Annotated in this window: 25 protein-coding genes and 2 pseudogenes; 10 read left to right on the top strand and 17 right to left on the bottom strand. The window is 42.0% G+C overall.

Going from position 1 to position 21,956, the window contains the following annotated elements; genetic code table 11:
* Positions 1 to 2: 2 nt before the first annotated feature.
* The gene (locus AC6CIB_RS07225; RefSeq protein ID WP_498279181.1) at positions 3 to 506 is read right to left on the bottom strand and encodes a YehS family protein; all 504 of its coding nucleotides are present in this window, start codon (positions 504 to 506) and stop codon (positions 3 to 5) included.
* A 141-nt stretch (positions 507 to 647) separates the two neighbouring features.
* Positions 648 to 1,136 carry a DUF2798 domain-containing protein gene (locus AC6CIB_RS07230; protein ID WP_498279183.1) on the bottom strand — a complete coding sequence of 163 codons (489 nt, stop codon included), beginning with the start codon at positions 1,134 to 1,136 and terminating at the stop codon, positions 648 to 650.
* A 141-nt stretch (positions 1,137 to 1,277) separates the two neighbouring features.
* Between AC6CIB_RS07230 and AC6CIB_RS07235 the strand changes: the two genes are divergently transcribed.
* From AC6CIB_RS07235 to AC6CIB_RS07245, 3 genes are all read left to right on the top strand, one after another.
* A complete protein-coding gene (locus AC6CIB_RS07235; protein WP_498279185.1) occupies positions 1,278 to 1,562 on the top strand; it encodes a hypothetical protein in 285 nt (94 codons plus the stop codon).
* Between the two features lie 218 nt (positions 1,563 to 1,780).
* Complete coding sequence (locus AC6CIB_RS07240) at positions 1,781 to 2,017, top strand: YueH family protein (protein ID WP_498279187.1); 237 nt, start codon at positions 1,781 to 1,783, stop codon at positions 2,015 to 2,017.
* A gap of 367 nt (positions 2,018 to 2,384) precedes the next feature.
* A complete protein-coding gene (locus tag AC6CIB_RS07245; protein ID WP_498279189.1) occupies positions 2,385 to 2,900 on the top strand; it encodes a DUF3231 family protein in 516 nt (171 codons plus the stop codon).
* 181 nt (positions 2,901 to 3,081) lie between these two features.
* Here AC6CIB_RS07245 and AC6CIB_RS07250 read toward each other — a convergent pair.
* From AC6CIB_RS07250 to AC6CIB_RS07260, 3 genes and pseudogenes are all read right to left on the bottom strand, one after another.
* Positions 3,082 to 3,321: pseudogene (locus tag AC6CIB_RS07250) on the bottom strand (KGG domain-containing protein); the annotation flags it as partial.
* A gap of 212 nt (positions 3,322 to 3,533) precedes the next feature.
* Positions 3,534 to 4,736, bottom strand: coding sequence for an ATP-binding protein (locus AC6CIB_RS07255; protein ID WP_498279191.1), 1,203 nt, complete (start codon positions 4,734 to 4,736; stop codon positions 3,534 to 3,536).
* 148 nt (positions 4,737 to 4,884) lie between these two features.
* Positions 4,885 to 5,502: an HAD family hydrolase gene (locus AC6CIB_RS07260; protein WP_498279193.1), complete on the bottom strand. Its 618-nt coding sequence runs from the start codon at positions 5,500 to 5,502 to the stop codon at positions 4,885 to 4,887.
* A 188-nt stretch (positions 5,503 to 5,690) separates the two neighbouring features.
* On the opposite strand from AC6CIB_RS07260, the gene AC6CIB_RS07265 reads away from it, so the two are divergent.
* The gene (locus AC6CIB_RS07265) at positions 5,691 to 6,713 is read left to right on the top strand and encodes a serine hydrolase domain-containing protein (RefSeq protein WP_498279195.1); all 1,023 of its coding nucleotides are present in this window, start codon (positions 5,691 to 5,693) and stop codon (positions 6,711 to 6,713) included.
* A 485-nt stretch (positions 6,714 to 7,198) separates the two neighbouring features.
* On the opposite strand, the gene AC6CIB_RS07270 is transcribed toward AC6CIB_RS07265, so the two are convergent.
* Positions 7,199 to 7,786: a YdhK family protein gene (locus AC6CIB_RS07270; protein ID WP_498279197.1), complete on the bottom strand. Its 588-nt coding sequence runs from the start codon at positions 7,784 to 7,786 to the stop codon at positions 7,199 to 7,201.
* Positions 7,787 to 7,965: 179 nt separating this feature from the next.
* On the opposite strand from AC6CIB_RS07270, the gene AC6CIB_RS07275 reads away from it, so the two are divergent.
* Positions 7,966 to 9,327 carry a sensor histidine kinase gene (locus AC6CIB_RS07275; protein ID WP_498279199.1) on the top strand — a complete coding sequence of 454 codons (1,362 nt, stop codon included), beginning with the start codon at positions 7,966 to 7,968 and terminating at the stop codon, positions 9,325 to 9,327.
* 18 nt (positions 9,328 to 9,345) lie between these two features.
* Positions 9,346 to 10,029, top strand: a complete 684-nt coding sequence (locus tag AC6CIB_RS07280) for a response regulator transcription factor (protein WP_498279201.1) — start codon at positions 9,346 to 9,348, stop codon at positions 10,027 to 10,029.
* Between the two features lie 50 nt (positions 10,030 to 10,079).
* Here the strand turns inward: AC6CIB_RS07280 and AC6CIB_RS07285 are convergent, their stop codons facing one another.
* Positions 10,080 to 10,406 (bottom strand): four-helix bundle copper-binding protein, encoded by a 327-nt coding sequence (locus AC6CIB_RS07285; RefSeq protein ID WP_498279203.1) that lies wholly within the window; start codon positions 10,404 to 10,406, stop codon positions 10,080 to 10,082.
* 178 nt (positions 10,407 to 10,584) lie between these two features.
* Here AC6CIB_RS07285 and AC6CIB_RS07290 point away from each other — a divergent pair, with 178 nt between their 5' ends.
* The 4 genes from AC6CIB_RS07290 (at position 10,585) to mce (ending at position 14,115) form a co-directional block, all read left to right on the top strand.
* Positions 10,585 to 11,037 carry a DUF305 domain-containing protein gene (locus AC6CIB_RS07290; protein WP_498279205.1) on the top strand — a complete coding sequence of 151 codons (453 nt, stop codon included), beginning with the start codon at positions 10,585 to 10,587 and terminating at the stop codon, positions 11,035 to 11,037.
* 256 nt (positions 11,038 to 11,293) lie between these two features.
* Positions 11,294 to 12,400, top strand: coding sequence for a YibE/F family protein (locus tag AC6CIB_RS07295; RefSeq protein WP_498280507.1), 1,107 nt, complete (start codon positions 11,294 to 11,296; stop codon positions 12,398 to 12,400).
* On the top strand, positions 12,400 to 13,182 hold the full coding sequence (locus AC6CIB_RS07300; RefSeq protein ID WP_498279207.1) for a YibE/F family protein: 783 nt from the start codon (positions 12,400 to 12,402) through the stop codon (positions 13,180 to 13,182). Before AC6CIB_RS07295 ends, AC6CIB_RS07300 begins: the two co-directional genes overlap by 1 nt.
* Positions 13,183 to 13,689: 507 nt before the next feature.
* Complete coding sequence (gene mce / locus AC6CIB_RS07305; RefSeq protein ID WP_498279209.1) at positions 13,690 to 14,115, top strand: methylmalonyl-CoA epimerase; 426 nt, start codon at positions 13,690 to 13,692, stop codon at positions 14,113 to 14,115.
* 193 nt (positions 14,116 to 14,308) lie between these two features.
* Here the strand turns inward: mce and AC6CIB_RS07310 are convergent.
* The 10 genes and pseudogenes from AC6CIB_RS07310 to AC6CIB_RS07355 all read right to left on the bottom strand — a co-directional run.
* Positions 14,309 to 14,446: pseudogene (locus AC6CIB_RS07310) on the bottom strand (cupin domain-containing protein); the annotation flags it as partial.
* 499 nt (positions 14,447 to 14,945) lie between these two features.
* A complete protein-coding gene (locus AC6CIB_RS07315; protein WP_498279211.1) occupies positions 14,946 to 15,278 on the bottom strand; it encodes an IDEAL domain-containing protein in 333 nt (110 codons plus the stop codon).
* Between the two features lie 93 nt (positions 15,279 to 15,371).
* Positions 15,372 to 15,785, bottom strand: coding sequence for an Rrf2 family transcriptional regulator (locus AC6CIB_RS07320; protein WP_498279213.1), 414 nt, complete (start codon positions 15,783 to 15,785; stop codon positions 15,372 to 15,374).
* Positions 15,786 to 15,881: 96 nt separating this feature from the next.
* Entirely contained in the window at positions 15,882 to 16,277 is a 396-nt protein-coding gene (spxA, locus tag AC6CIB_RS07325; RefSeq protein WP_498279215.1) for a transcriptional regulator SpxA, read from the bottom strand.
* Between the two features lie 568 nt (positions 16,278 to 16,845).
* Positions 16,846 to 17,652 carry a DUF817 domain-containing protein gene (locus tag AC6CIB_RS07330; RefSeq protein ID WP_498279217.1) on the bottom strand — a complete coding sequence of 269 codons (807 nt, stop codon included), beginning with the start codon at positions 17,650 to 17,652 and terminating at the stop codon, positions 16,846 to 16,848.
* A gap of 21 nt (positions 17,653 to 17,673) precedes the next feature.
* Positions 17,674 to 17,892, bottom strand: a complete 219-nt coding sequence (locus AC6CIB_RS07335; RefSeq protein WP_498279219.1) for a helix-turn-helix domain-containing protein — start codon at positions 17,890 to 17,892, stop codon at positions 17,674 to 17,676.
* Between the two features lie 9 nt (positions 17,893 to 17,901).
* Positions 17,902 to 18,381 carry a DUF2975 domain-containing protein gene (locus tag AC6CIB_RS07340; protein ID WP_498279221.1) on the bottom strand — a complete coding sequence of 160 codons (480 nt, stop codon included), beginning with the start codon at positions 18,379 to 18,381 and terminating at the stop codon, positions 17,902 to 17,904.
* Between the two features lie 148 nt (positions 18,382 to 18,529).
* Positions 18,530 to 18,838 (bottom strand): DUF402 domain-containing protein, encoded by a 309-nt coding sequence (locus AC6CIB_RS07345; RefSeq protein ID WP_498279223.1) that lies wholly within the window; start codon positions 18,836 to 18,838, stop codon positions 18,530 to 18,532.
* Between the two features lie 592 nt (positions 18,839 to 19,430).
* Entirely contained in the window at positions 19,431 to 20,396 is a 966-nt protein-coding gene (locus AC6CIB_RS07350) for a carbohydrate kinase family protein (protein ID WP_498279225.1), read from the bottom strand.
* A 4-nt stretch (positions 20,397 to 20,400) separates the two neighbouring features.
* Positions 20,401 to 21,906: a glycoside hydrolase family 32 protein gene (locus tag AC6CIB_RS07355; RefSeq protein WP_498279227.1), complete on the bottom strand. Its 1,506-nt coding sequence runs from the start codon at positions 21,904 to 21,906 to the stop codon at positions 20,401 to 20,403.
* Positions 21,907 to 21,956: the final 50 nt, after the last annotated feature.

Consider the following 21,956-nt stretch of genomic DNA (forward strand, 5'->3'; position numbering starts at 1 on the left):
TTTTATCCTCTGAATTGGATGGCTAGACCTTTTAAGAAATTCCGCGCATACCGGTCACCGCACACTCTGTAATTGTTGTGGCCTTCTCTTCGGAGAATCGCTCCTAATTCGCCTTTTGTGATCACCACTCCAGCCAGATCCAATATCTCGATCATATCTTCACTTGTTAAAGAGAGTGCGATCTTTACCTTCTTTAAAAGAAGATTATTGACATGTTCATACGTTAATTCCGGTCGTTCCGGCTGTCCCGGTTTTGGTCCTCTTTTAAACGTAATGAAGCCGTTTAAAAAGGACTCGAACATCTCATCATCACATGGGATATGGTCTTCATCCTCAAGGGGCTCGTCCTCGAAATCATCACTGTACTGTGTTTTTGTGAGAACCTTCAGCACTTCTTCCTTTGACAGGTCAATGCCACCAAGCTTGAAGATCTCAACCATTTCTGTATTTTTAAGATCCAATGCGTATCGTAATCGAATTAATATATCGTTATTATTTAGGTTCATGTGCCGACCTCCTGAGATTTTCTAATCACTAGACATTAGCTTACCACTATAAAGATCTGTTTTATAGTATGACCTCGATGAAAAAGAAGCTTACCTGATGACAGACAAGCTTCTTCGACATTTGCTTATTCTACACCCGGATTAATGAACCGATTCAGCCATCCTCTGCCCCTTAAGAAGTTTAGCAAAGACAAACCGAATGAACGGCCCCATGATGACAAGCTGAAGAGGAAGAGCAAAGATGAAATTTTTTGAAGCAATCGAAAAGTAGTTTTCAACTAATGTTCCCTCTCCCGGGCTAGCAAAGAAATACGTCATTCCCAATCCAAATAGCGACATCAAGCAAACCATCCCCACCACCATAAAAAGGGAAGTGAACAGAATGACATACAAACTCCTGGATTTGTCGAATGGCAAAGAGAACACCACCTTATGTGCCATCGGTCCTACTATAAATAATTCCAATAGTAAAGCTACTATAAAGCCCAGGATCAGTTGAACCAGGACTCCTGTCAATGGAATGGTGCCCAGTAAGTCATTGATCACTAAATTATAAAAGGTCATGACCACCACCATCCCTACACACATCATCATTCCAAAATAAAGATTTTCCTTCTTCGTTGTTGGCATTTTCCATCATCCCTTCTTTTGAACACCTAGTCATAATAGCGATTGAGGGATAAGCTGCATAAGTGAACATTCTGTGAACAATTGATAACATAGGGAGAGAATAATTTTTCACTTTATAATGGAACCTGGGAGGTGATAACAATGGAAAAGCAAATGGTGGAAATTTTATTAGATCTACAAAAAGATTTTAAAGAGTTTCGAAGTGAGCTAAAAGAGACTATACTGGATGTCAAAAACATCAGTACCGATTTAAAAGAGACTCAATCCGACGTCAGAGACATCAAAGAAACTGTAAATAGAATGGAAGCATCACAAACAGAAGATATCATTGCTTTGTTAAAAGGGACCAAACAGAAATCGATAAGCGGGTGTTCAATCTTGAAAATCGGGTTGAACGTTAATCGTCATCGTACGATACGGAAATGATGATGATGATTGAAATAATACATTAATCATGCATACACTTCTCCACCTATCACCATGACCCAGCCTACTTTTTCTCCATTTTTCCTACTCTTTTTTTATAAGCCAATTTCAACTTCAAATATTCTTTTACTAGTACTCCAATATGTAATACTTCACCTTCAAAGTTTAATCCTGTTATACTTACATTATCTGCATATAAAACTGAAATGAGTGATGTAATGATAACCTCATATGAGAAAATAAATCTGTCCGGGAACAAACTGGCTGAAGTTTATCTCCATAAAACTCCCGACAAACAATTTATCGTATCGATACCTGCAATCCATTGGTCTGCAGAATTCAATCTAAAGGATGACATTAGTAAACTTCAATCCTCACTTAATTTTCATATGTTCCAAGGGGATACAGACGAATTGGTAACAGCTATCGAAAAGTTAGTTCAAAACCATTTTTGATACACGACAGCAAATTTTATTTGCTGTTTTTTCTTGTTCGAATTTAGTAGGTATGTATTACCAGAACAAAGTAGTACGGTCATGCCGAGCCCCAGTTCGGCAAAGCTTAGCGGTTCTCCTCACCACTAAGCAATCACTAGTTGACAGAGCTTCTGGCAGATCTCACTTTGCGAAATGATCCTTATAAATAACCGTCAACATAAGTGTCATTCTCTCCGACATTTTTCTAGAGAATCCAATTCTTTTTAAACTCACACTGTTAATTTTACCTGATTCAGATGAATTTAATTATCATTTTAGGAGAATATATAACCTGTGCATTCAAAGCAGGAAGGAGGCACAAAAAATGGATATCAGGAGGATGTTTATGGGAATTTTAAGTGGAAATCCAAAAGACGAACCAATGCATTATGGTGAAGTATTCAGCACATGGAACTATTTATTCTCAGCTAAAAGTGCAGTTGCTGGCTATCAGCTTCAACTGAACCACGCTGGGGATGAAGATCTTAAGAAGTTACTTAAAGAAAGCATCGAAGCCGGGCAGGAAGAGGCAAAACAAATTGAAACCCTGCTTAAAGAAAATGGAATAGGCTTACCGCCTACCCCTCCAGAACCGCCACAGGCATGTCTCGATGACATTCCAACAGGGGCCCGCATGCCGGACCCTGCTATTTCTGCAGCATTAACAACCAATATTGCTGCAGGATTAGTTGCTTGCAGTACGGCCATCGGTCAAAGTATTCGTGAAGATGTGGCCATGATGTTTGGACAATTCCATATGCAAAAAGCTCTATTAGGGGCTAAAGTGCTCAAATTAAACAAAGAAAAAGGCTGGTTAATCCCGCCGCCCCTTCATAAAAACAAACAAGAACATTGTGATTGATGATCTGAATTCAGTTTTAAAAGACCTGTTCGTGTAACAGGTCTTTTCCTTTACCCTAATACTCAGCTAAACTGGGGATAAAACCTAAAAAGAGGGATCTATTTATCTAAAGATCCCTCACCCTCATTAATATCTAGTTATTCTTGTTGCTGGAATTGCTTGAGTTACTAGAACCACTGGAATTATTGGAATTGCTGGAATTACTTCCGCCTTTTGCTCCAATTTCCTGATAGAATTTTTTGTCATGGTTTTCTGAAGTTGCTTCTCCACCCTTTTCACCAATCTCCTGATAGAATTCTTTATCATGGGTTTTGGCTGTTTTCTCCCCGCCTTTACGGCCTGCTTCTTCGTAACTCATTTTGTTGTTGTTATTGTTGTTACTACTGTTTTTGCTGTTATTGTTGTTGTCACTGTTTGCCATAATTAAAATCCTCCTTAAGTTTAGTAAAAATGGTGTGTACGTTTGTACACTTGTTATTTACCTCGAAAGGATCTTTCTAAACAGATTTTGGAGATTTTAACATTTTTGTAAATTAATTTATACTGTAGGATTCAGCTAGTAAAGCTTCAATAAAATAGCAAAACGTCCTGTCTCCAATGCAACAGGACGTTTTCTCGTATAATTATTTTAGCTCAATTCTCAATAAGCGGAAACCGCAGTGTAACCGTCGTACCTTTTCCCGGCTCGCTGTCAAACTGTATGCCCCCGTTGTATTTCTCAACAATGTTGAAGCAAATCATAAGACCCAGGCCGGTTCCTTTGCTTTTTAAGGAGTAGAAAGGAGTCCCGAGGTTCTTCACTTCCTCCTGACTCATTCCACGACCGTTGTCTATAATCTGTATGCAGACATGGCCTTTTACTTTGGCAGCCTTTACCTCAACGGAACCGCTATGTGCGGAGGCTTCGATGGCATTTTTGATTAGATTGATAAAAAGTTGCTTTAATTCAATAGAATTGGCCGCCACATGACAGTCCTTCTCCACGTAAAGATCAATACCATTGTCATTCAATAAACCGTACATGTTGAGGAGTTCCGTTACACCTTTGAGAACCATCTCAATGTCGACATTGTCCACCTTCTCCACATTGTCCGGCTTTGAAACGGACAGGAATTGGGAAATGACATGCTCCGCCGTATCGAGTTCATTCATCATCAGGGCAAAATTCTGCTTCTGGCTTTGGCTGAATGCCGCGTCTTCCACATAAAACTGAAGAAATCCATTCACGACGGTCAGGGGATTCCGGATTTCATGGGCGACAGCCGCCGCCAACTGCCCCGTCGTCCTCATCCGCTCCGCCTGCTGCACCTGTTCATAGTAAACCCGCTGCTTCTGAATACGTAGATTCGTTAAATGAAAGATAAAATACAGTAGGACCTGACTGGCCAAGAAGTTCACCACATTCCCTACTAAATCTGTGTATATGTAAGGGTAGTCTTGCCCCCTATCTACGAACCCGATATAACCAAATGTAAACGCAATGAAAACAAGATTGATCACAAGTGAAAAATAAAAAAGCCTCTTGTCAAAAAAGAGAATGGATAAAGCAGGAATAAAACAGAGCAAAACAAACTCCGACCACGTTTCTGGATACAAGTAAAACAAGATGTAAAAATAACCGGTTGACGAGATGACCGTGATATATCTCACCCACGCATTCTCATACCACGGATAAACCATTAGACAGATAGAAACGATAACGATCATCACACAGTGTACCGCGAATCGTGAATTCACCGGATTATCCACCAGCAAACCCGTCATCATCAAGACGATAATGAACGAAACAATCATATAATAGTGTTTTTTATGTAATCGACCATGAAATTCCTTCATTAAAAATGCTCCCACTAGAAAACTCTATTTCTGTCATTCTATGACAGGACATAGTAACTATCTTACAAAAATCGGGAATAGTCAATAATGTATATAAAGTAAAATTGGAGGGACGGACCTTCACAAGGTCCGTCCCTCCTTAACATGATTAGAAAATATTCAGCAACTCATCAAATGAATCAATGGCTTTCGTATATTCTTCCACTTCCCCAAATCCATAGCGGGCATAGATAAATGGAATTCCTGCTTCCTTTGCCGCCTTTTGGTCCCCTTCTGTATCTCCAACGTATACAGGGTCATTTAAATGGTTGCGCTCGATAATCAGTTTAATATTTTCGCCTTTTGAAAGTCCTGTCCTGCCAGGGTTTTCATAATCGATGAAATGCTTATCCAGTCCGTGATAGTCATAAAATGCCTCGATGTATCCGTCCTGGCAGTTGCTCACGATAAACAGCTTGTACTTCTTCGATAGCTCTACAAGCACCTCTTCCACATGGTTATAGAGACTTCCTCCATGCTTACTTAAGTGCGGAATTTCATGGCGGGAAAGATTTTTCAGAAGCTGATCCCGCTCCTCTTCGTTCAATTCAGGGAACAATCTCTTCCCGATTTCTTTCATTTGAAGCCCCATGGTTCCCTCAAGATGCTTCCTTGTTATGCCTCCTTCTAACTGGTTATGATTGCTGATGACGTTGTTCCATGCTTCCAGAACGGATTCAATGGGATCCCAAAGTGTGCCGTCCAGGTCGAAGATGATGCTGTCCATGATTGATTCCTCCAATTTTTTCGACAGGGAAAAAATGTAATTATATGTAGTATAGCAGAAAATTCAGGTGGAAGGGTTATTTCCTAAGTGATCTATCTTACTTAGTCACCATAGACCACACAACAGGAAATTTATGTTAAAATATAAAAAGATTAGTAGAGTCATTACCTATAACGGAGGAAAATACAATGAGCAAATATATTGAGCTGCATAATCTTATTAATGAAAGCTGCAAAGAACTCGACTTCTCTGGTGTCGTCCTTGTCAAACAAGGGACAGAAGTATTATCAAAAAGCACCCATGACTTTGCGAATCGATCTGATCGCCTTCCGAACTCCACGGGTACACGATTCGGGATTGCTTCTGGAAGTAAGTTATTTACAAGCATAGGGATAGGTCAATTAGTTGAAAAAGGGGTACTCTCTTTTGACACCCGTTTAAAGGATTGTTTGGATATCGACTTTCCTCATTTTGATGAACGTGTGACCATCCATCATCTTTTGACGCATACGTCAGGAATCCCGGATTATTTCGATGAAGACGTGATGTCTGATTTTGAAGAGCTGTGGAAAGAAAGACCGGTTTACCATATGAGATCCCTCGAGGACTTTCTGCCATTCTTTCAATCCAGTCAGATGAAATTTACTCCCGGCGATCGATTTCATTACAATAATGCGGGGTTCATCCTATTGGGATTGATCATCGAACAAAAAACCCGGCAGTCTTTTACCGATTACATTGAATCTGAGATCTTCCAGAAAGCAGGTATGGGAAGTTCAGGATATTTTTCATTAGACTGCCTTCCTCCCAATACGGCAGTGGGGTATATAGAGGAAGAGAACTCGTGGAGAACCAACCTCTACTCCATCCCTGTAAAAGGCGGGGCTGACGGCGGGGCTTTTATCACCGTTTCGGATATGATGAAATTTTGGGAAGCTTTATTTTCTTATAAACTAGTAAATGAAGAAACGACCAGGAAGCTGCTGACCCCTCATGTCCATGTGAATGGAGAGGTGCACTACGGTTATGGAATCTGGATGAACCAAAGGAATGATGAAATCTACAAGTTTCATGTGATGGGGTATGATCCCGGAGTCAGTTTTCGTGCCTCTTATTATCCTCAGCTTGACTTGAAGCTTGCGATTCCATCCAATAGAGAATCGGGACCGTTTGAAGTGACGAAATCGATTGAGGGATATTTCGGGATCTGAGTGCATTAAACTTAGGGTTCCATCGTCTGGATTTCCAGTATTGAAGAACGATGGAACCTCACCCTTTAATGAATTAATGAAGCTCTTAAAATATGAACGCCATTTTCCAAATCCCCTCTAAACAAGTCAAGGTATTCCTCCTTCTCAACATTCTGTTTTTCTAGCGTTACATTCCCATCTTTCTTACCACTTTTAATAAACCTTTATATAAAAAATAGTTTAATAGGAGAAACCGTTATAGAATCTTTTACAAGTATCTCTTTCTGCAGTAGATAATTTTTAATTTACTTTCTTCTATTTGGAATCATTAATGCAGGTAAGATATTCGGGTGAAACCACTCCTGCCCGTTTTGTGCGGATCATGGATACCCCCCTTCATTCCCAATTATTTCAATGATTAGGATTCCTTCAATTCTTTGTTTCCTAAAAAAAAGAACCTATCCTTTTTTAGAATAAGCTCTTGCTTAATGGTTTACTAACCCCCTTTATTCAGCCGTTGACAACTCGCTCTCCGTCACCCATTTATGATTCTTTACTTCTTCTCCACCTGTCACGGGTGTGAAATCCACCATATACACCGTCGTCTCTTCAACGGAATCAATTGTCGCGGTCGCGCCTTCCATCCCTTTCATGTGATCGGCGTTTAAGACGACCTCATCCCCCGATGTATAGGGTTCCTCTCCATGATCTTCAATCTCTTCATGGATGACCCATTTATGGTCTTCCACTTTCTTTCCACCGGTGGTCGGTGTATAGGTAACGGTATAGACGAAGGTATCGTAAGCACCTGCGATCGTGGCTTCTGCTCCCTTCATCCCTTCCATGTGATCATCTTTAAGAGTGGCTTTGCTTCCTACTGAATATGTCGGATTCGCTGCTTCTTTCAAGCCTTCCGGTATTTCTCCTGAACTGGAGTGATTCATGTCACCATGGTCCATTCCGTCCATGTCTACTTTCATCTCTTGATCATTTCCACCTTCATGGTTTCCTGTACCCCCTTCATTATTGGAGCAGGCTCCCAATAGGAGTAACAGTGCGGTAACGAGTAATAGGATCTGTTTTTTTTGAGTCATGGTAGTCCTCCTTTTCTTTTATGACTTAAAGTTTACCCCGTAAAATTGCAATTTATATGGAGAAGGGGAAGAGAATCATGAAGAATTTATGACAAATGCCCTCCGGCTTTCAGGCATTGTGCATAGTTTTTTCATATTTTTTCGGTAAAATAAAGGAAATGACAAAATGAGGTTTTACCATGAATAAAATTTCAACCAAGTTAGCTTTCTACTTTACGATCGCGGTTCTCGTGATGGAAGGGTTATTGATGCTCTATCTACATGACAATATCATTGATTCCCGGATCGAGGAGGAGTTTCAATCGATTCTATCCCGAGGGAACAGTCATCGTGATGTGTTAGAGGACCGTTATTCGGAAACGACGCTCCATCACATTGCCCTCATGGAAACCAAAACGGAAACGGAAGTCGTGATCACGGATAAGAACCATAACGTCATCATAGGTTCAAGGGAATTAACGGATGGAATGAGTAAACTAATCCAAGTCACCCCGCAGTCTTTGTCCCGTGAAGGAAGGGTCATCGAATCAAATTGGAAAGATATGAATTATTTAGCTACCGTCACATCCTTCAAAAGTGAACGGAACGAAGGATATGTCTATATGTTCAAGAGTGCCGCACCGTTACGGAACCTGATCAGCCAATTGAACTTCCATTTCCTTCTCGCAGGAATACTGAGTCTCATCATCTTAACGGGTATCCATTTTCTCCTATCGAAACTCCTAACACGTCCCCTGTTAAAAATGAAGCAGGCGACGGAAAAATTGAGCAAAGGGAATTTTGAGGTGAAACTCCCCGAGCTGGGTCAGGATGAACTTGGGGATCTATCGGATTCCATTCAGAGGCTGGCGACAGATTTAGAAACCATTCAACAGGAGCGCACTGAATTCTTAGCGAATATTTCTCATGAGCTCAGGACCCCGCTGACCTATGTTCAAGGATATGCCAATGTGGCTCTTCGAGAGGACATTCCGGAATCTGAACGAAAAGAATATCTGAACATTATTCAAGAAGAATCCAAAACCATCCTGACGTTGATCGAAAATTTATTTGAGCTGGCAAAGATTGATGAAAACAATTTCTCCATTCAAACTGAAACCGTCAATTCGGGCTCTTTTTTTCAAAAAGTCATCAACAAGGTAGCTCCTGTTTTTAAAAGAAAGGGAATCGATCTCATTTTGACTGTAAAGGAGGATTTCCCGTTCCATGCCGATCCCATACGTCTTGAACAAATCGTTATGAACCTATTGGATAACGCCCTAAAACATTCGCCCCCTCACTCAACGACAGAAGTGATCGTTAATCAGGGCGAATCAGGAAATTTGAGCCTCTCGATTAACGACCAGGGAATGGGCATCCCACCGGATGAACTTCCACAGGTGTTCAACAGGATGTACCGGGTGGAGAAATCACGTTCCAGGGAATTTGGTGGATCCGGTCTCGGGCTATCCATTGTGAAAGAACTGGTGGAAGCACATGGCGGTCAAATTTCAATACAAAGTGAACGAAAGAAAGGAACATCGATCAACATTATTCTGTGATGCTTGGAGGTCAGTCTGATGAATACCATTTTATTAATCGATGATGAAAAAAGGATGCTGAACCTGCTGGAGCTTTATCTGAAGCCTCACGGGTATGTATGCAAACAGAAAAACAATGGCTATGACGCGATTCAGGCTGTTAAAAAACATTCCGTAGACCTGGTCATATTAGATATCATGATGCCTGAGCTTAGTGGTTTTCAGACCTGTGAAAAAATCAGGGAGTTTTCAAACGTCCCCATCATCATGTTAACAGCCAGGGGTGATAAGGATGACGTCATTAAAGGCTTAAACGCCGGGGCTGATGACTATATCACGAAACCTTTTGACGAAGGGGAACTTGTCGCACGTGTGAATGCACAATTCAGAAGGATCAACCAGGTTGACCAAGTAGATGCTCATCACTTGACCAGAGGGTCTTTTACGTTGGATGGAGACTCCTACACGTTAAAATATGAGAATGAAATCAGCCCTCTGACGTTAAAAGAATATAAAATCCTGCAATCCCTGATGAAGAACACAGAACGGGTATACACCCGGGAACAGCTCCTTCTCATGGTATGGGATATCCATTCCACGACCGATATCCGAACGGTAGATTCCCATATCAGGAATTTAAGGGAAAAGCTGAAGAAAGCAGGTTTCCCCATTGAACATCATTTGAAAACAATATGGGGCATCGGCTACCAGTGGAAAATATAAAAAAAGATCAAAGGCTCCCAGTCCTTTGATCTTTTCTTATGTTCATTCCTTTAGGAGATTTTCTTACATTCTTCTGCACATTTGAAGCAAGCATCGGCACACGCCTGACAATGATCATGATCATGCTTCTTGCATTCTTCTCCACATGCTTCACAAATCGCAGCACAAACTCCAGCGAGTTCAGATGCAAATGGTGTCCCTCTTACTAAGGATTGTTCTAAGTATGCACACATATCTGCACATTCCCGATCGTACCGGATGCATTCTTTCATCATGTTGAGGTCTTCTTCCTTTAGACAAGAATCGTAACAATGATTACAAGCCACCATACATTCATGTAAGGCGTTAATGGCCGATTGATATTTTTCGTGTGACAAGTTGAATTCCTCCTTTAAGATTGAGTATTCCCTACACGTTTACTATATCCCGTTCATTTTCTGATAAACGGATAAGGTACATTTTTTTATAAAGAAAGAGGTTTATTTTTTTTTGCATATCTTCTGCAAAAATAGAGGGTACAAAGATAAGACAATATATATAAAGGAGTGTCAGTTTATGAAGGCATATCTTAAATTTGCCGGCATGGTCGTGACATCAACCATTGTCATGTTCCTGTTCAAATACTGGAGTACCTATCAGACCGATCATCTATTCTTCAGCGAAACGAGAGCGTATATGGCCGTGTTGATGGGTGCCGCTATGGCCATCATTATGTTACTTTTCATGAGACACATGCTAACAAATCGGAAAATGAATATCGGAATCATGGTAGGTAGTATAGGGATCTTTCTCTTATCCCTTTTCCTGTTACGCAGTCAGACCCTGGTGGATGATGTGGATTATATGGAAGCGATGATCCCCCATCATTCCATTGCCATCTTAACGAGCGAACGTGCCAAAATAACGGATCCCCGTGTACGCGATCTGGCCGATGGCATCATCAAGGCGCAAAAGAAGGAAATAGCAGAAATGAAGAAATTGATCGACGACCTCGAGGAAGAGAAATAAGGCAGGGAGCACCTCTGCTATTCCAGGCTAAAGGGACGGACCTCATGCTTTTCTTATGAAAGTACAAGGTCCGTCCCTTCTTTTGATTAACCGCCCTTTTTATGGAATAATGAATAAATGCTCGTTCCATTAGTGCAGATAACCAATGGGAGACCGGATGGATGAGCCTTTTTTAGTTCATCCCATACATAACTAGTTTTAATTCAAATCATGGAGGTATGAATTGTTGTTTGCACAAATCACTGAACGCAAGAACATGAGTTCCAAACATCTTTTTATATACATCATCCTCGCACTATGTGTTGCCACTTCCCTCTATTTCGTCTATCACAATCATGGATGGTATGATCGACCGATTGCCGAAGTAATCAGTACGAAAATGGTGGAAACGACGGAGATGGAGGATATGAACGGGAATAAGGATCGGCTATACTCCCAACAGATCGTAGCTAAGCTGAAGAACGGGGCCCACAAGGGAGAGACGATTCATTTAACCAATGAGTATTCATCCTCCGGGGCCACAGATCAGGAATATCACCCTGGGAATGAATTATTCGTAAGCATCGATTCTTCGTCATCAGGAACGACGGAGTTGACCGGAAACATAGAAGACGTCAAACGGGATACATACATGATGATCATCGGCTGGGTATTTATCCTGCTCTTATTGGTGGTGGGGAAGAAGCAGGGGCTATTCTCCTTGATCACTCTCGGAGTCAATGCTGTCATCCTTTCCTATGCACTGGACATTTACCTGAACTCAGCTGATATAAGCCTGTTGGTGGTATGCAGCATCGGTGTGATTTTATTTACGGGAATATCGTTGTTACTGGTCAATGGCTTTAATGAAAAAACATACGCAGCGGTTGTCGCGACCTTGATCGGTACGTTCATGACGCTCTTGATTGCTTATGTTGTGGTAGGATTCACCGCTGGAAACGGCCTCCGTTACGAGGAGATGCAATTTTTGACCCGTCCATATGAAATGGTGTTCATGGCAGGGATATTGGTAGGGTGCTTGGGAGCGGTGATGGATGTCGCCATCACTTTATCGTCGTCCATCTTCGGACTGTACGAGAAGAATCCCGACATCCCCATCAAAGCGCTAAGGAAGTCGGGTTTTGATATCGGCAAGGACATCATGGGAACGATGACGAATATTTTGTTCTTCGTCTATATCAGCGGGGCTATTCCCATGCTCATTCTGTTTTTCAAAAATGCTTCCCCACTGGGATTCACCCTTTCCATGAATCTCTCACTGGAAATGGCGAGGGCACTGACCGGGGGAATTGGCATTGTACTGGCGATCCCGATCGCCATCTATACATCCATCTTTTTTGTCAACCGAAAGAAGGCTAGATGATGACTGTACAACTGTATCTCGCAGCCATCCTTTTTATCTTAATGATCACGATTGGTGGAAAAAAAGGTGCCCGGTCCTTTGTGGCCTTATTCCTGAACTTCGGCGTGCTTCTTTTTACCATCATTTTGATGAACGATCCGAATCTTAATCCAATTATCCTGACACTGATTGCCTGTACTCTGATCAGCTGTATTTCCCTGTTTTTTATCAGTGAAATCAACATCAAGACGGTGACAGCTTTTCTTTCGACAATCATCACAACCGGCTTATTGCTCTTCTTCATTCTGATGTTGACCGATAAGGCGATGATCCAGGGATTCAGTGAAGAGGAAACCGAGGAAATCGGGGCGTTATCCCTTTTTGTCGGAGTGGATTTTGTAAAAATCGGTGCTTCCATGATCATCATGAGTACCATCGGCGCCATCATTGATTTATCCATCTCGATTTCCTCGCCCATGCGCGAAATCGCTTATCACAATCCCGGCATCAGCCGAAAGGATTTATTTTCCTCTGGGCTGAGCATTGGAAGAGATATCCTCGGAACCAGCACAAATACGCTGTTCTTTGCTTTCTTCGGAGGCTATATGGGACTGCTGATCTGGTTCAAGGACCTATCCTACTCGATCGGGGAAATCGTGAATTCCAAAGTATTCAGTTCCGAAATGATCTTCATAGGTTCAGCGGGAATCGGTGTCGCCCTCGCCATACCGGTAACTTCCTGGATCACGTCTTACTATTTGGTGAAGCGAAGAAGCGAGCAGAGGGACAGTGGTGGACGCTGAAATTTTTTATAAAAGAAGCTAACGACCCATAGTATAGGTTGTTAGCTTCTTTTGATGTCAGTTCCCCACTTCCGGACCTTTTTCCGTTTGATTTTGTATAGCTGATGCCGCAAATTGGAGCTGATTTTAAGGATTCCTCTTTGTTTTTGGCGTGGAACCGGATCCATTTGTATCATTTTCAGATTAGCTGGTACGAATGACGGGCTTATAGGGGTGATTTCAAGGTCTACCCTTTAATAAATTCTACTCTCTCCGACTTTATGAACCGGTTTTCGTGATTTATGAACCAAATTTCGAATTTATGAACCGGAACTGTGATTTATGACCCGGAATTTCAATTTATGAACCACTTTTCCAATTTTATGATCCTTTTGTCGAAAAATCTCAGTTGACTACAAATCGAAAATACGAATAGATAGAAAGCACAGGAACGAACCGATTCTTTCACGTCATCAGAAAGATATGGTAAGATAGCACCTACACTGATGAGACTTTAGGAGAATGATGATGAAAAAGACGATCGACCATATCGGAGTGGCTGTCAGAAACATAGATGATACCATCAGCTTCTACGAGAATGTCCTCGGGGCGAAGCTGATCGACCGCTACAGAAGTGATGCCAAGGGTGTCGAAAGCGAAATTGCGATCATGGAGGTGGACGGCGCCAGAACGGAATTACTTGCGCCAACGAATAATGATACGTCGCCGATCGCACGGTTCATCAAGCAAAAAGGCAAGGGCGTCCATCACATCGCCTATCGTGTGGATGACCTCGATGCCGCTCTCAAGGAACTGAAGCAAAAGGGGATCCGCACATTGGAGGACAGTCTCCGTATCAACAAGCATGGGAGAAGATTAATTTATTTGAATCCCGCTGATACGGAAGGCACGATCATTGAGTATTGTGATTATCCTGATGGGGAAAATATCTAGCCAAATAACAAACGCATTGAACTCAACTTGAGTTCAATGCGTTTGTTTGTTCTCTCAACGACCTTACACCCGAAAAAGTCCCGTCTTCAATCTGTTGATTGTAACCTGTAAGGTCGAGGAAACAGGAACGCGACCATTTTATCTACACACGTAAAACGACCTTCCCGGTCTACACTCGCTTTCACATGAATACCTATTCCGGTAAATAATACCCGCGACCTGCCTCCGCAGCCTCCGCATCTGCCTTCGTCACATGAACCGTCCCCCGAGGATGCTGAGGTGGAACATAAATCGAATAAAGCTTAATCGGCGAATTGCCAGTATTAATCAAACAAAGATCCCCTACATGATAACCCATGCCCCTGGTCATATGATCGTAACGGACTGGAGAAATGAGGAGGATTTGAAGGAAGGAAAATGAGGGACGGACCACCATTGAAGTGAAAAAGGGTTGATTCGTTGTAAGAGTTAAGAAGCTAAGCCCTAATAATCATCACCATCCTCACTTTATGAGTGGGTTTTCCTTATTTATGACCGGGTTTTCCTTATTTATGACCCGGTTTTCACACTTTATGAACCCGAATTCTGATTTATGAACCGTGTTCAGCACTTAATGAACCGGAATCCTGATTTATGAACCACTTTTCCATTTTATGATCCTTTTGTCGAAAAAACGAAGCTTTGAATTGATTCAAATCAATCCAACTCCCTCACCTCAATCAACGTCCGTTCTCCCTTTTAATTCAACATGTTTTCATTTGAGTACTAAATGAACAAGAAAAAAAGCTGAAGAATTCCGCTCTTCAGCTTACATAATCATTTCAATATATTCACTTAGCCCCCTGTGCAAGCTCCCTCATCGAATTCAACTTGGAAGTCAGTTCCAAAAACCACTCTTTATCACCCGTTGAGAGCGCCAGATCAATCAGGTAATGGATTTGTCCCTTGTTTTTCACATTCGCTGCAGGGATTTTTTTCACCCGTTTGCTCAATAGGGGTATGCTCTTGCCTTCAATGGTTTTGTTATCACTGGTAACGACTTTGGCTTTTACGGTTTCCCCTTGGATATCAAGGTTCTCGATGTAACCGATGATTAATTCACCTGAGTGTGATTCACCCTTGATCCAGTCTCCCGTTTTTAAGATCGATTGATTGTTTGACATCATGCTTATTCACCTTCTTATAAAAAATTCCGACTTAACTGTAATGTTATTTATTACATTTAAATCAAAAGAAAGCTGTCATCCAGCCTTCCACTATTTTTCTTTATTGATCAGATCGACAATATCTTTGATGGTGTATTGCTTTAAATAGTCCCCCAGTTGTTCTTCCGCACCTAAGAAAATGTGAAAGAGAACACTCTTCATATTCGCTCCTACTACACACTCTTCGTTAGAGTCAGGGCATTTGGGCTGCAGTGAGCCTTCAGAGGTGATTTTATAGATATCCCAAAGATTGATCTCGCTTAACTCCCGGACAAAAATAAATCCTCCGCCCGTTCCTTCTTTTGATCTAATAAATCCTTGTTTTTTTAACAAACTCAGGACTTTACGAATGCGGACTGGATGGACCCCGGCACTTTCTGAAATGGCATCGCTTGTCGACATGCGATCTGATTTCAGTGCCAGGTACGTTAAACTGTGAATGGCTAAAGTAAAGTCGCTATTCATGGCTTGCCTCCTAAATCAAAAGCTGCGTTGTGACTTTCACTGTAATTTTACATATTACAGTTTAATTAGTCAAGAACACAGCTAGGATACGTCCTTCTAGTTGGCCATTTTTTGCAATTCTTTGTATGAAAAAGTCCGAACCTTTCTCGGAAGGAAGCTGCGGATTTCTTCGTCGTTATAACCAACCTGCAATCTTTTTTCATCCATGATGATGGGTCGCTTCAGCATTTGCGGGTTCTCTCTGATTAATGTATATAAATCCTGAAGTGGCAACGAATCAATGTCTACGTTTGATTCCTGGAAAGCCTTTGATTGAGTGGAAATAATATCTTCTGTTCCATTTTCCGTCAGGCGAAGAATCGATTTGATCTCGTCAGGTGTCAACGGTTCTGTTAGCATATTACGTTCCACATATTCGATTGAATGTTCATCAAGCCAGGCTCTTGCTTTACGGCAGGATGCGCAGCTTGGTGTTAGGTATAGATTGACCATATATTTACTCACTCCTTCTTAATTGTAATAAAAAAAGTAACAGTTTTCACAAAAAGTAGATTCGTTATTTCTGGATACACTGTAATAATAATATTTACAGTTGAATTTGTCAACTGTCATTTTTAACAAAACAAAGAACCCTTCCCCACTCCAGGAAGGATTCTACCTCCATTTACCCAAACAAATGCCATCATCTCTTCAAGTAAGGAGTGATTTTTTCCCCTTTGACTGTAACCACGCTCTCTCCCTTCAGATCATTTATCCTAAATCTATCTACGGTTAAACATCCCTTAATGTTAAGGCATTGAACTAACAGCGAAATAAATTCCCACGGTTATGACAATCAAAAACACTATCCAACAATTTGATATAACCAACATCTTTCTTATCATCATGACTTCATCCAGCTGTTTTTGAATGAGAAACCCTATAGCTAGTGACGCAATCCAATTTATAATTCCGACCGTTGAAAACAAGTACTCTGAGTTCATGATCCACAGGATAAAGATAATGGTATGTATCAGGATTATAACAAATGCCATTTTTTTCAAAACTATCTTTCCTACCTTCATTGGTTGCGTCCGGTTGTAAGTTGACCCGATTCAATCCCAACCGAACCCTTCCCCTTCACCTGCTTCAACATCGCCACAATCAGAAAGCTGACAATCACCAACAAAAGCCATGAACTCACCTTTCCCAGATGAACAAGACTCCAGGCATCGGTCTGGTTGGGATATTCCCAGGCACCAAAGAACGTGGCAATATTTTCAGCTATCCATATAAAAAATCCGATGAGTACAAATGAGAGGGCAAGTGGCATGTGGTAACGGATTCCGCCCACCTCGTACAGGACCCATGTCTGCCAAAAGACGATTAGAACGAGTCCCGATAACCACCAGCGAACGTCGATCCAGTAATGGTGGGTGAAAAAATTCAAATAAATTGCAGCAGCAAGAGGGATAACGACCAAAAACGGTGGCCACTTCACCAGTTCCACCCTAAGCCTCCTCCATGCCTGACAAAGATAACTCGCTACACTTGCGTACATGAATCCGCTGTACAAAGGCACCCCGAACACTTTGGAATACCCTTCCCCGGGATAAGACCACGAGCCCATATGGACCTTGAAAAGTTCAAGGGCAAGTCCAATCAGGTGAAACAAGGTGATCACCTTGAGTTCATCCCGTGTTTCAAGCCCGGAACGCAGCATTCCCCACTGCATCAGGAGGCAGACGATGAGCAGCCAGTCATAACGTGGCAGGAAGGGAAGCGGGATGATTTGTGTCAAAGCCAAAGAGGCAAAAATGACGACAGGGAACAAACAGGACAGGGCCTGCTCCCAACCAAAACGAACGAGTTGTTTTATTGCTCTCATGATTTTGCCTCCAAACCCTGATTATTGAATGTCTACCTCACTTTGGTATTCTAAAAGATCTCCAGGCTGACACTCCAATGCCTTACAGATCGCCTCTAAAGTGGATAATCGAACCGCCTTTGCCTTTCCATTTTTCAATATAGAAAGGTTAGCCATCGTGATTCCAACCCTCTCCGATAGCTCTGTCACGCTCATTTTCCTTTTCGCCAGCATCACATCAATATTGATTATAATCGCCATATTTTCACCTCAGACCGTTAAGTCATTTTCTGATTTTATATCGATGGCATTTTTTAATAGCTTTTGCAGAACTGCCGCAAATACCGCAATCACAAGTGGAGCGAAAATAAACATCATTCCGATCACTACGACCCCTGGGGCGTCGTCTATCTCTCCCATGAGAAAGAAGAGCGGCATCCCGGCCACATACAAGACCGTGATGGTGGTTGCACAATATTTTATATTCTTTAAAGCCTTGACCGATAATTCCGAGAACGCGTTGTTCTTGTCAATATAGCTTAATAGTCTAATCGCCTGATACAAGGCAACGAAAAACGGGATCGCCGATACGTACATCACGATCAAGATACCATATAGCAAATATTCAAGCTCTGAACCACTTTTTGCTGCATCCTTCGCTAACCAAGGCAACCCGAATACACACAAAGCAAGAACCGGTGTTCCTATAAGAAATACAGCTATTTTTAAAAAGAGTGTTTCTCGTTTCATCAAAAGCACCTCGCTTATTTAAATTCAATTTCATTTTAATCTATAATTTATCGTTTTACAATAAAAACTTATTGAATTTAATTATATTGTTATTGTATTAGACCAAGATAAAAAGCATTCCTTATGAGAAAGAAATGCTTTAATACAGCTATTTCAAACGGTTAGATAAGATTTCCTTATGGCTGTGTGACCATTTTATCAAGTCAAAGCTGCCCTTACTTATGAATCCTTTAAGGGTGTTTACTTCATTCAACGCCAACTCGTAAAGAGGCTTCTTAATGATTCCCTTAGATAAAGCATCTTCAAGCTCATCCGCATCCTTTTCAATAATCTCTCCCGTTGGTAATAGGACAATATCTAAGAATAAATCGTCCATCCAAGGAATACCATTTTCTATTCCATTGCAAAGGCAAATATCGATATACCATTGAACGATATCACCACCGGCATCAAACATCGTCGTTACTGAATGATTTTTACCGAAAGGAAATTAAATGGTGTATACAGGAGACTCAAGAGAAGGTCGAGTCGTTTCAACGTGATCTCCTCCTTGAAATAGGCTTCTATATTTTTGTGATACATCTTGCTTTTTTTCTTGGATGTACAGCATTTTGCCTCCTTGAAATCGGGAATTTTTTGATGAAATTCAAGTGTTTTAGGATAAATCAGCCTTTAGATTGTCTGTTTTGGCTGGGAATGGGATGTTTCGCGGAGCTTCAGGAAGTATTTTTGGATGGATTCCTCAATGAAAATAGGCTTCACTCAAGAATCGATCCGGTTTGGATAACTTTTAAGCCGGATTCCGGATAATTGAGCCGGTTCCAGATTCATTAAGCCGGAATTGAATTAATGGTGCCACTTTTTGAACAATTGATCATTTGTGTCGAATTTTCTTTATATATGTAGCTTCCTCGAAGTATTTAATGGTTATCACCTTAGAATCTCTGTCATCTTACATAAGTCAAGCACTGCCTGGATTAATTCTCACCCTAACAAAACAAGCGCATTGGAAAGTGAAAATACTCTCCAATGCGCTTGTATATATCTGTTTAACTAGAATGAAAAGTCCATCCCTTTATTTCCCTAATCGCGCTGATCGCCCCCATTTTTGTACAAACAGTTGCCCCCACGCGATTGCTGGTTGAAATGACGTTCTTTAATTCTTCGAAATCCTCCAGGAGGGCTTTCGGATCCTGATAGTGACTGAATTGATGCAGGGTCGCCCCAACAAATGCATCGCCTGCCCCTGTTGAATCGACGGAATGAACGGGGATGCTTGGGACGATACATGATTCTTTTCCGTTTGAAACCATTGTTCCATCCCTCCCCAGGGTGACGGCTACGGTATGGGCTCCCATTCTATGAAAATATTCGATTCCATCTGATAGTTGGGAGAATCCCGAAATGATCTTACATTCCTCTTCGCTTACCTTGACGAAGTTAGCTTGACTGATGCAATGCTCTGCCAACCCAATAAAGTCCCGCTCTCTCCCTTTCCATAAATCTCTTCGAAAGTTCGGGTCAAAGGAGATGAATTTCCCTGCTTCTTTGACGGTTTGGATGAAGGATACGTATGCCGACTTGAAGGGATCATCCAGTAAGGCAGTGGCGGATCCGAAGTGAATGATTGAAGATTCTCTCCAATTGCTTTCATGAAGTTCTTCCCTGTTCAGATAGGCATCTGCCCCTCGATTAAACACGAAATCTCTTTCCCCATCTTCTTTCAATGACACAAACGCTAGAGTCGTAGGATGATGCTCATCAAGAAGAATGGAAGAATCATCAATGGTAAGATCCATCATGGTCTGTCTCAAGAAAAGGCCGAACGGATCATTTCCAACCTTGCTCAGGAATCTGGCGCGTCCCCCAAGTATGGTGATGATCGCGCACACATTGGCGGGAGCCCCTCCTGCTTCCTTTGAAAAGTGTTGTCCCTGAACCAAGTCGGTATCGATATCTGTACAAAAGAAATCGATGAGCAGTTCACCGATGCACAGGATTGAAGGTTCATTCATGTTCTCAAACTCCCTTGCCCCAGATAGATGAAAGCTCCGTAACCGAAAGCTCTTCAACCTGGGCACCCCCTCCAAGGGCAGTGAGGGAAAGGGTGTGATTCGTTCCTCGTGGGAAGATCAGATTGGTTAATGCTCTCCTGCCTCCCTGTGCGAATAACTCCAAGGAAGAAGCGTCCAGGAATAGCTGAAGGATGAGCTTATCGTCCATTAATTCCACAGAGCACTCGGATATTCCGGGAAACGAATCCGAAAACCCGTTTTCTCCTGACTGAGTCCGATCGACCGATAACATGTGGGTGATTCGATCGTACCGAATACTGGTTTTCTCATCTGATGAATGGTGGATAGCCAGCCTGAACTCCTTTGCCTCTTCCAACGTTACAACCAGATTTACTTCCATTAATTCATGATTTATATCAATTGAGTATGCTTCTTCTGTTAGCACTATTGCCTTGTTGACCTTTGGTTCTTTTCTGATTCTATTCATTTCGGATACAGGTTTTTGTATAAGTTGAAACCCATCTTCCGTAGAAATCAAGGTCATTTCTCTAGGCAAGGTCATGGCTCCTCTCCACGTTTCAGTCGGAACCTGGTTTGCATATCTCCAGTTGTTCATCCATCCAAGATAGATCCGTCTTCCGTCCTTTTCAGAGATGTCGGACCAGCTCACTCCGGCATAATTGTCCCTTCCGTGATCAAGCCAGAGGATGGTGTCCCCATCATGATGGTTGATAAACGTCTTGCCGTCAAATTCCCCAACAAAGTACTGGGTCCTTGAACCTTCCTTGAGATCGGGGTTGTCACCGATGCTCACCAGCATCACCCATTTCACATGATCGGGAGTCCCGTCGACCATGAGTGGAAACAGATCCGGGCATTCCCATACTCCGGAATCGGCCCCTTCGTCCTGACCAAATTCACTGGCAAACTCCCAGTCAATCAAGTTAGGGGACGTATAAATGGTAATCGTTTGACCCGTCGCCAGCACCATTACCCAACGTTTAGATTCCTCATGCCAAAATACTTTGGGATCCCGGTAATCGGTAATGTCTTCATCTGATAGGACAGGATTTCCCTCGTATGTCTCCCACGTCCTGCCATGATCATGGCTATAGGCAAGGCTTTGTCTCTGCCTTGGACGATTGGAATCCGGATATGTGTCCGCATTTGTATAAATGGCGACCAGCCCGCCTTTCTCCCCTTTAAAGAAACCTGATGTATTCTTCCAATCCACCACGGCACTTCCAGAGAAAATAGCACCATGCTCGTCAGGATAAAGTGCGATCGACAGCTCCTCCCAATGAATTAAATCACGACTCACCGCATGCCCCCAGTGCATTGGTCCCCACGTGGTTCCATGTGGATGATATTGAAAGAAGAGATGATATTCCCCTTCGAAGTAGACCATCCCATTCGGATCATTCAGCCACTTTTCCTTCGGGGAAAAATGAAATTGCGGACGATAGGTTTCTGAATATAAGGTTGTTTTTTCTTGATAATTGTTCGTCATAAGGATCCTCCTTTGCTTTCAAAAGGCTGCACGATTGCCTGAGCAAGGTA

The organism is Rossellomorea sp. GQ25 (assembly GCF_059758515.1).

Coding starts and splice junctions, on each gene's coding strand:
- AC6CIB_RS07225 (WP_498279181.1), bottom strand. CDS start 506: ATGAACCTAAATAATAACGATATATTAATTCGATTACGATACGCATTG.
- AC6CIB_RS07230 (WP_498279183.1), bottom strand. CDS start 1,136: ATGCCAACAACGAAGAAGGAAAATCTTTATTTTGGAATGATGATGTGT.
- AC6CIB_RS07235 (WP_498279185.1), top strand. CDS start 1,278: ATGGAAAAGCAAATGGTGGAAATTTTATTAGATCTACAAAAAGATTTT.
- AC6CIB_RS07240 (WP_498279187.1), top strand. CDS start 1,781: ATGATAACCTCATATGAGAAAATAAATCTGTCCGGGAACAAACTGGCT.
- AC6CIB_RS07245 (WP_498279189.1), top strand. CDS start 2,385: ATGGGAATTTTAAGTGGAAATCCAAAAGACGAACCAATGCATTATGGT.
- AC6CIB_RS07255 (WP_498279191.1), bottom strand. CDS start 4,736: ATGAAGGAATTTCATGGTCGATTACATAAAAAACACTATTATATGATT.
- AC6CIB_RS07260 (WP_498279193.1), bottom strand. CDS start 5,502: ATGGACAGCATCATCTTCGACCTGGACGGCACACTTTGGGATCCCATT.
- AC6CIB_RS07265 (WP_498279195.1), top strand. CDS start 5,691: ATGAGCAAATATATTGAGCTGCATAATCTTATTAATGAAAGCTGCAAA.
- AC6CIB_RS07270 (WP_498279197.1), bottom strand. CDS start 7,786: ATGACTCAAAAAAAACAGATCCTATTACTCGTTACCGCACTGTTACTC.
- AC6CIB_RS07275 (WP_498279199.1), top strand. CDS start 7,966: ATGAATAAAATTTCAACCAAGTTAGCTTTCTACTTTACGATCGCGGTT.
- AC6CIB_RS07280 (WP_498279201.1), top strand. CDS start 9,346: ATGAATACCATTTTATTAATCGATGATGAAAAAAGGATGCTGAACCTG.
- AC6CIB_RS07290 (WP_498279205.1), top strand. CDS start 10,585: ATGAAGGCATATCTTAAATTTGCCGGCATGGTCGTGACATCAACCATT.
- AC6CIB_RS07295 (WP_498280507.1), top strand. CDS start 11,294: ATGAGTTCCAAACATCTTTTTATATACATCATCCTCGCACTATGTGTT.
- AC6CIB_RS07300 (WP_498279207.1), top strand. CDS start 12,400: ATGACTGTACAACTGTATCTCGCAGCCATCCTTTTTATCTTAATGATC.
- mce (WP_498279209.1), top strand. CDS start 13,690: ATGAAAAAGACGATCGACCATATCGGAGTGGCTGTCAGAAACATAGAT.
- AC6CIB_RS07315 (WP_498279211.1), bottom strand. CDS start 15,278: ATGTCAAACAATCAATCGATCTTAAAAACGGGAGACTGGATCAAGGGT.
- AC6CIB_RS07320 (WP_498279213.1), bottom strand. CDS start 15,785: ATGAATAGCGACTTTACTTTAGCCATTCACAGTTTAACGTACCTGGCA.
- spxA (WP_498279215.1), bottom strand. CDS start 16,277: ATGGTCAATCTATACCTAACACCAAGCTGCGCATCCTGCCGTAAAGCA.
- AC6CIB_RS07330 (WP_498279217.1), bottom strand. CDS start 17,652: ATGAGAGCAATAAAACAACTCGTTCGTTTTGGTTGGGAGCAGGCCCTG.
- AC6CIB_RS07335 (WP_498279219.1), bottom strand. CDS start 17,892: ATGGCGATTATAATCAATATTGATGTGATGCTGGCGAAAAGGAAAATG.
- AC6CIB_RS07340 (WP_498279221.1), bottom strand. CDS start 18,381: ATGAAACGAGAAACACTCTTTTTAAAAATAGCTGTATTTCTTATAGGA.
- AC6CIB_RS07345 (WP_498279223.1), bottom strand. CDS start 18,838: ATGTTTGATGCCGGTGGTGATATCGTTCAATGGTATATCGATATTTGC.
- AC6CIB_RS07350 (WP_498279225.1), bottom strand. CDS start 20,396: ATGAATGAACCTTCAATCCTGTGCATCGGTGAACTGCTCATCGATTTC.
- AC6CIB_RS07355 (WP_498279227.1), bottom strand. CDS start 21,906: ATGACGAACAATTATCAAGAAAAAACAACCTTATATTCAGAAACCTAT.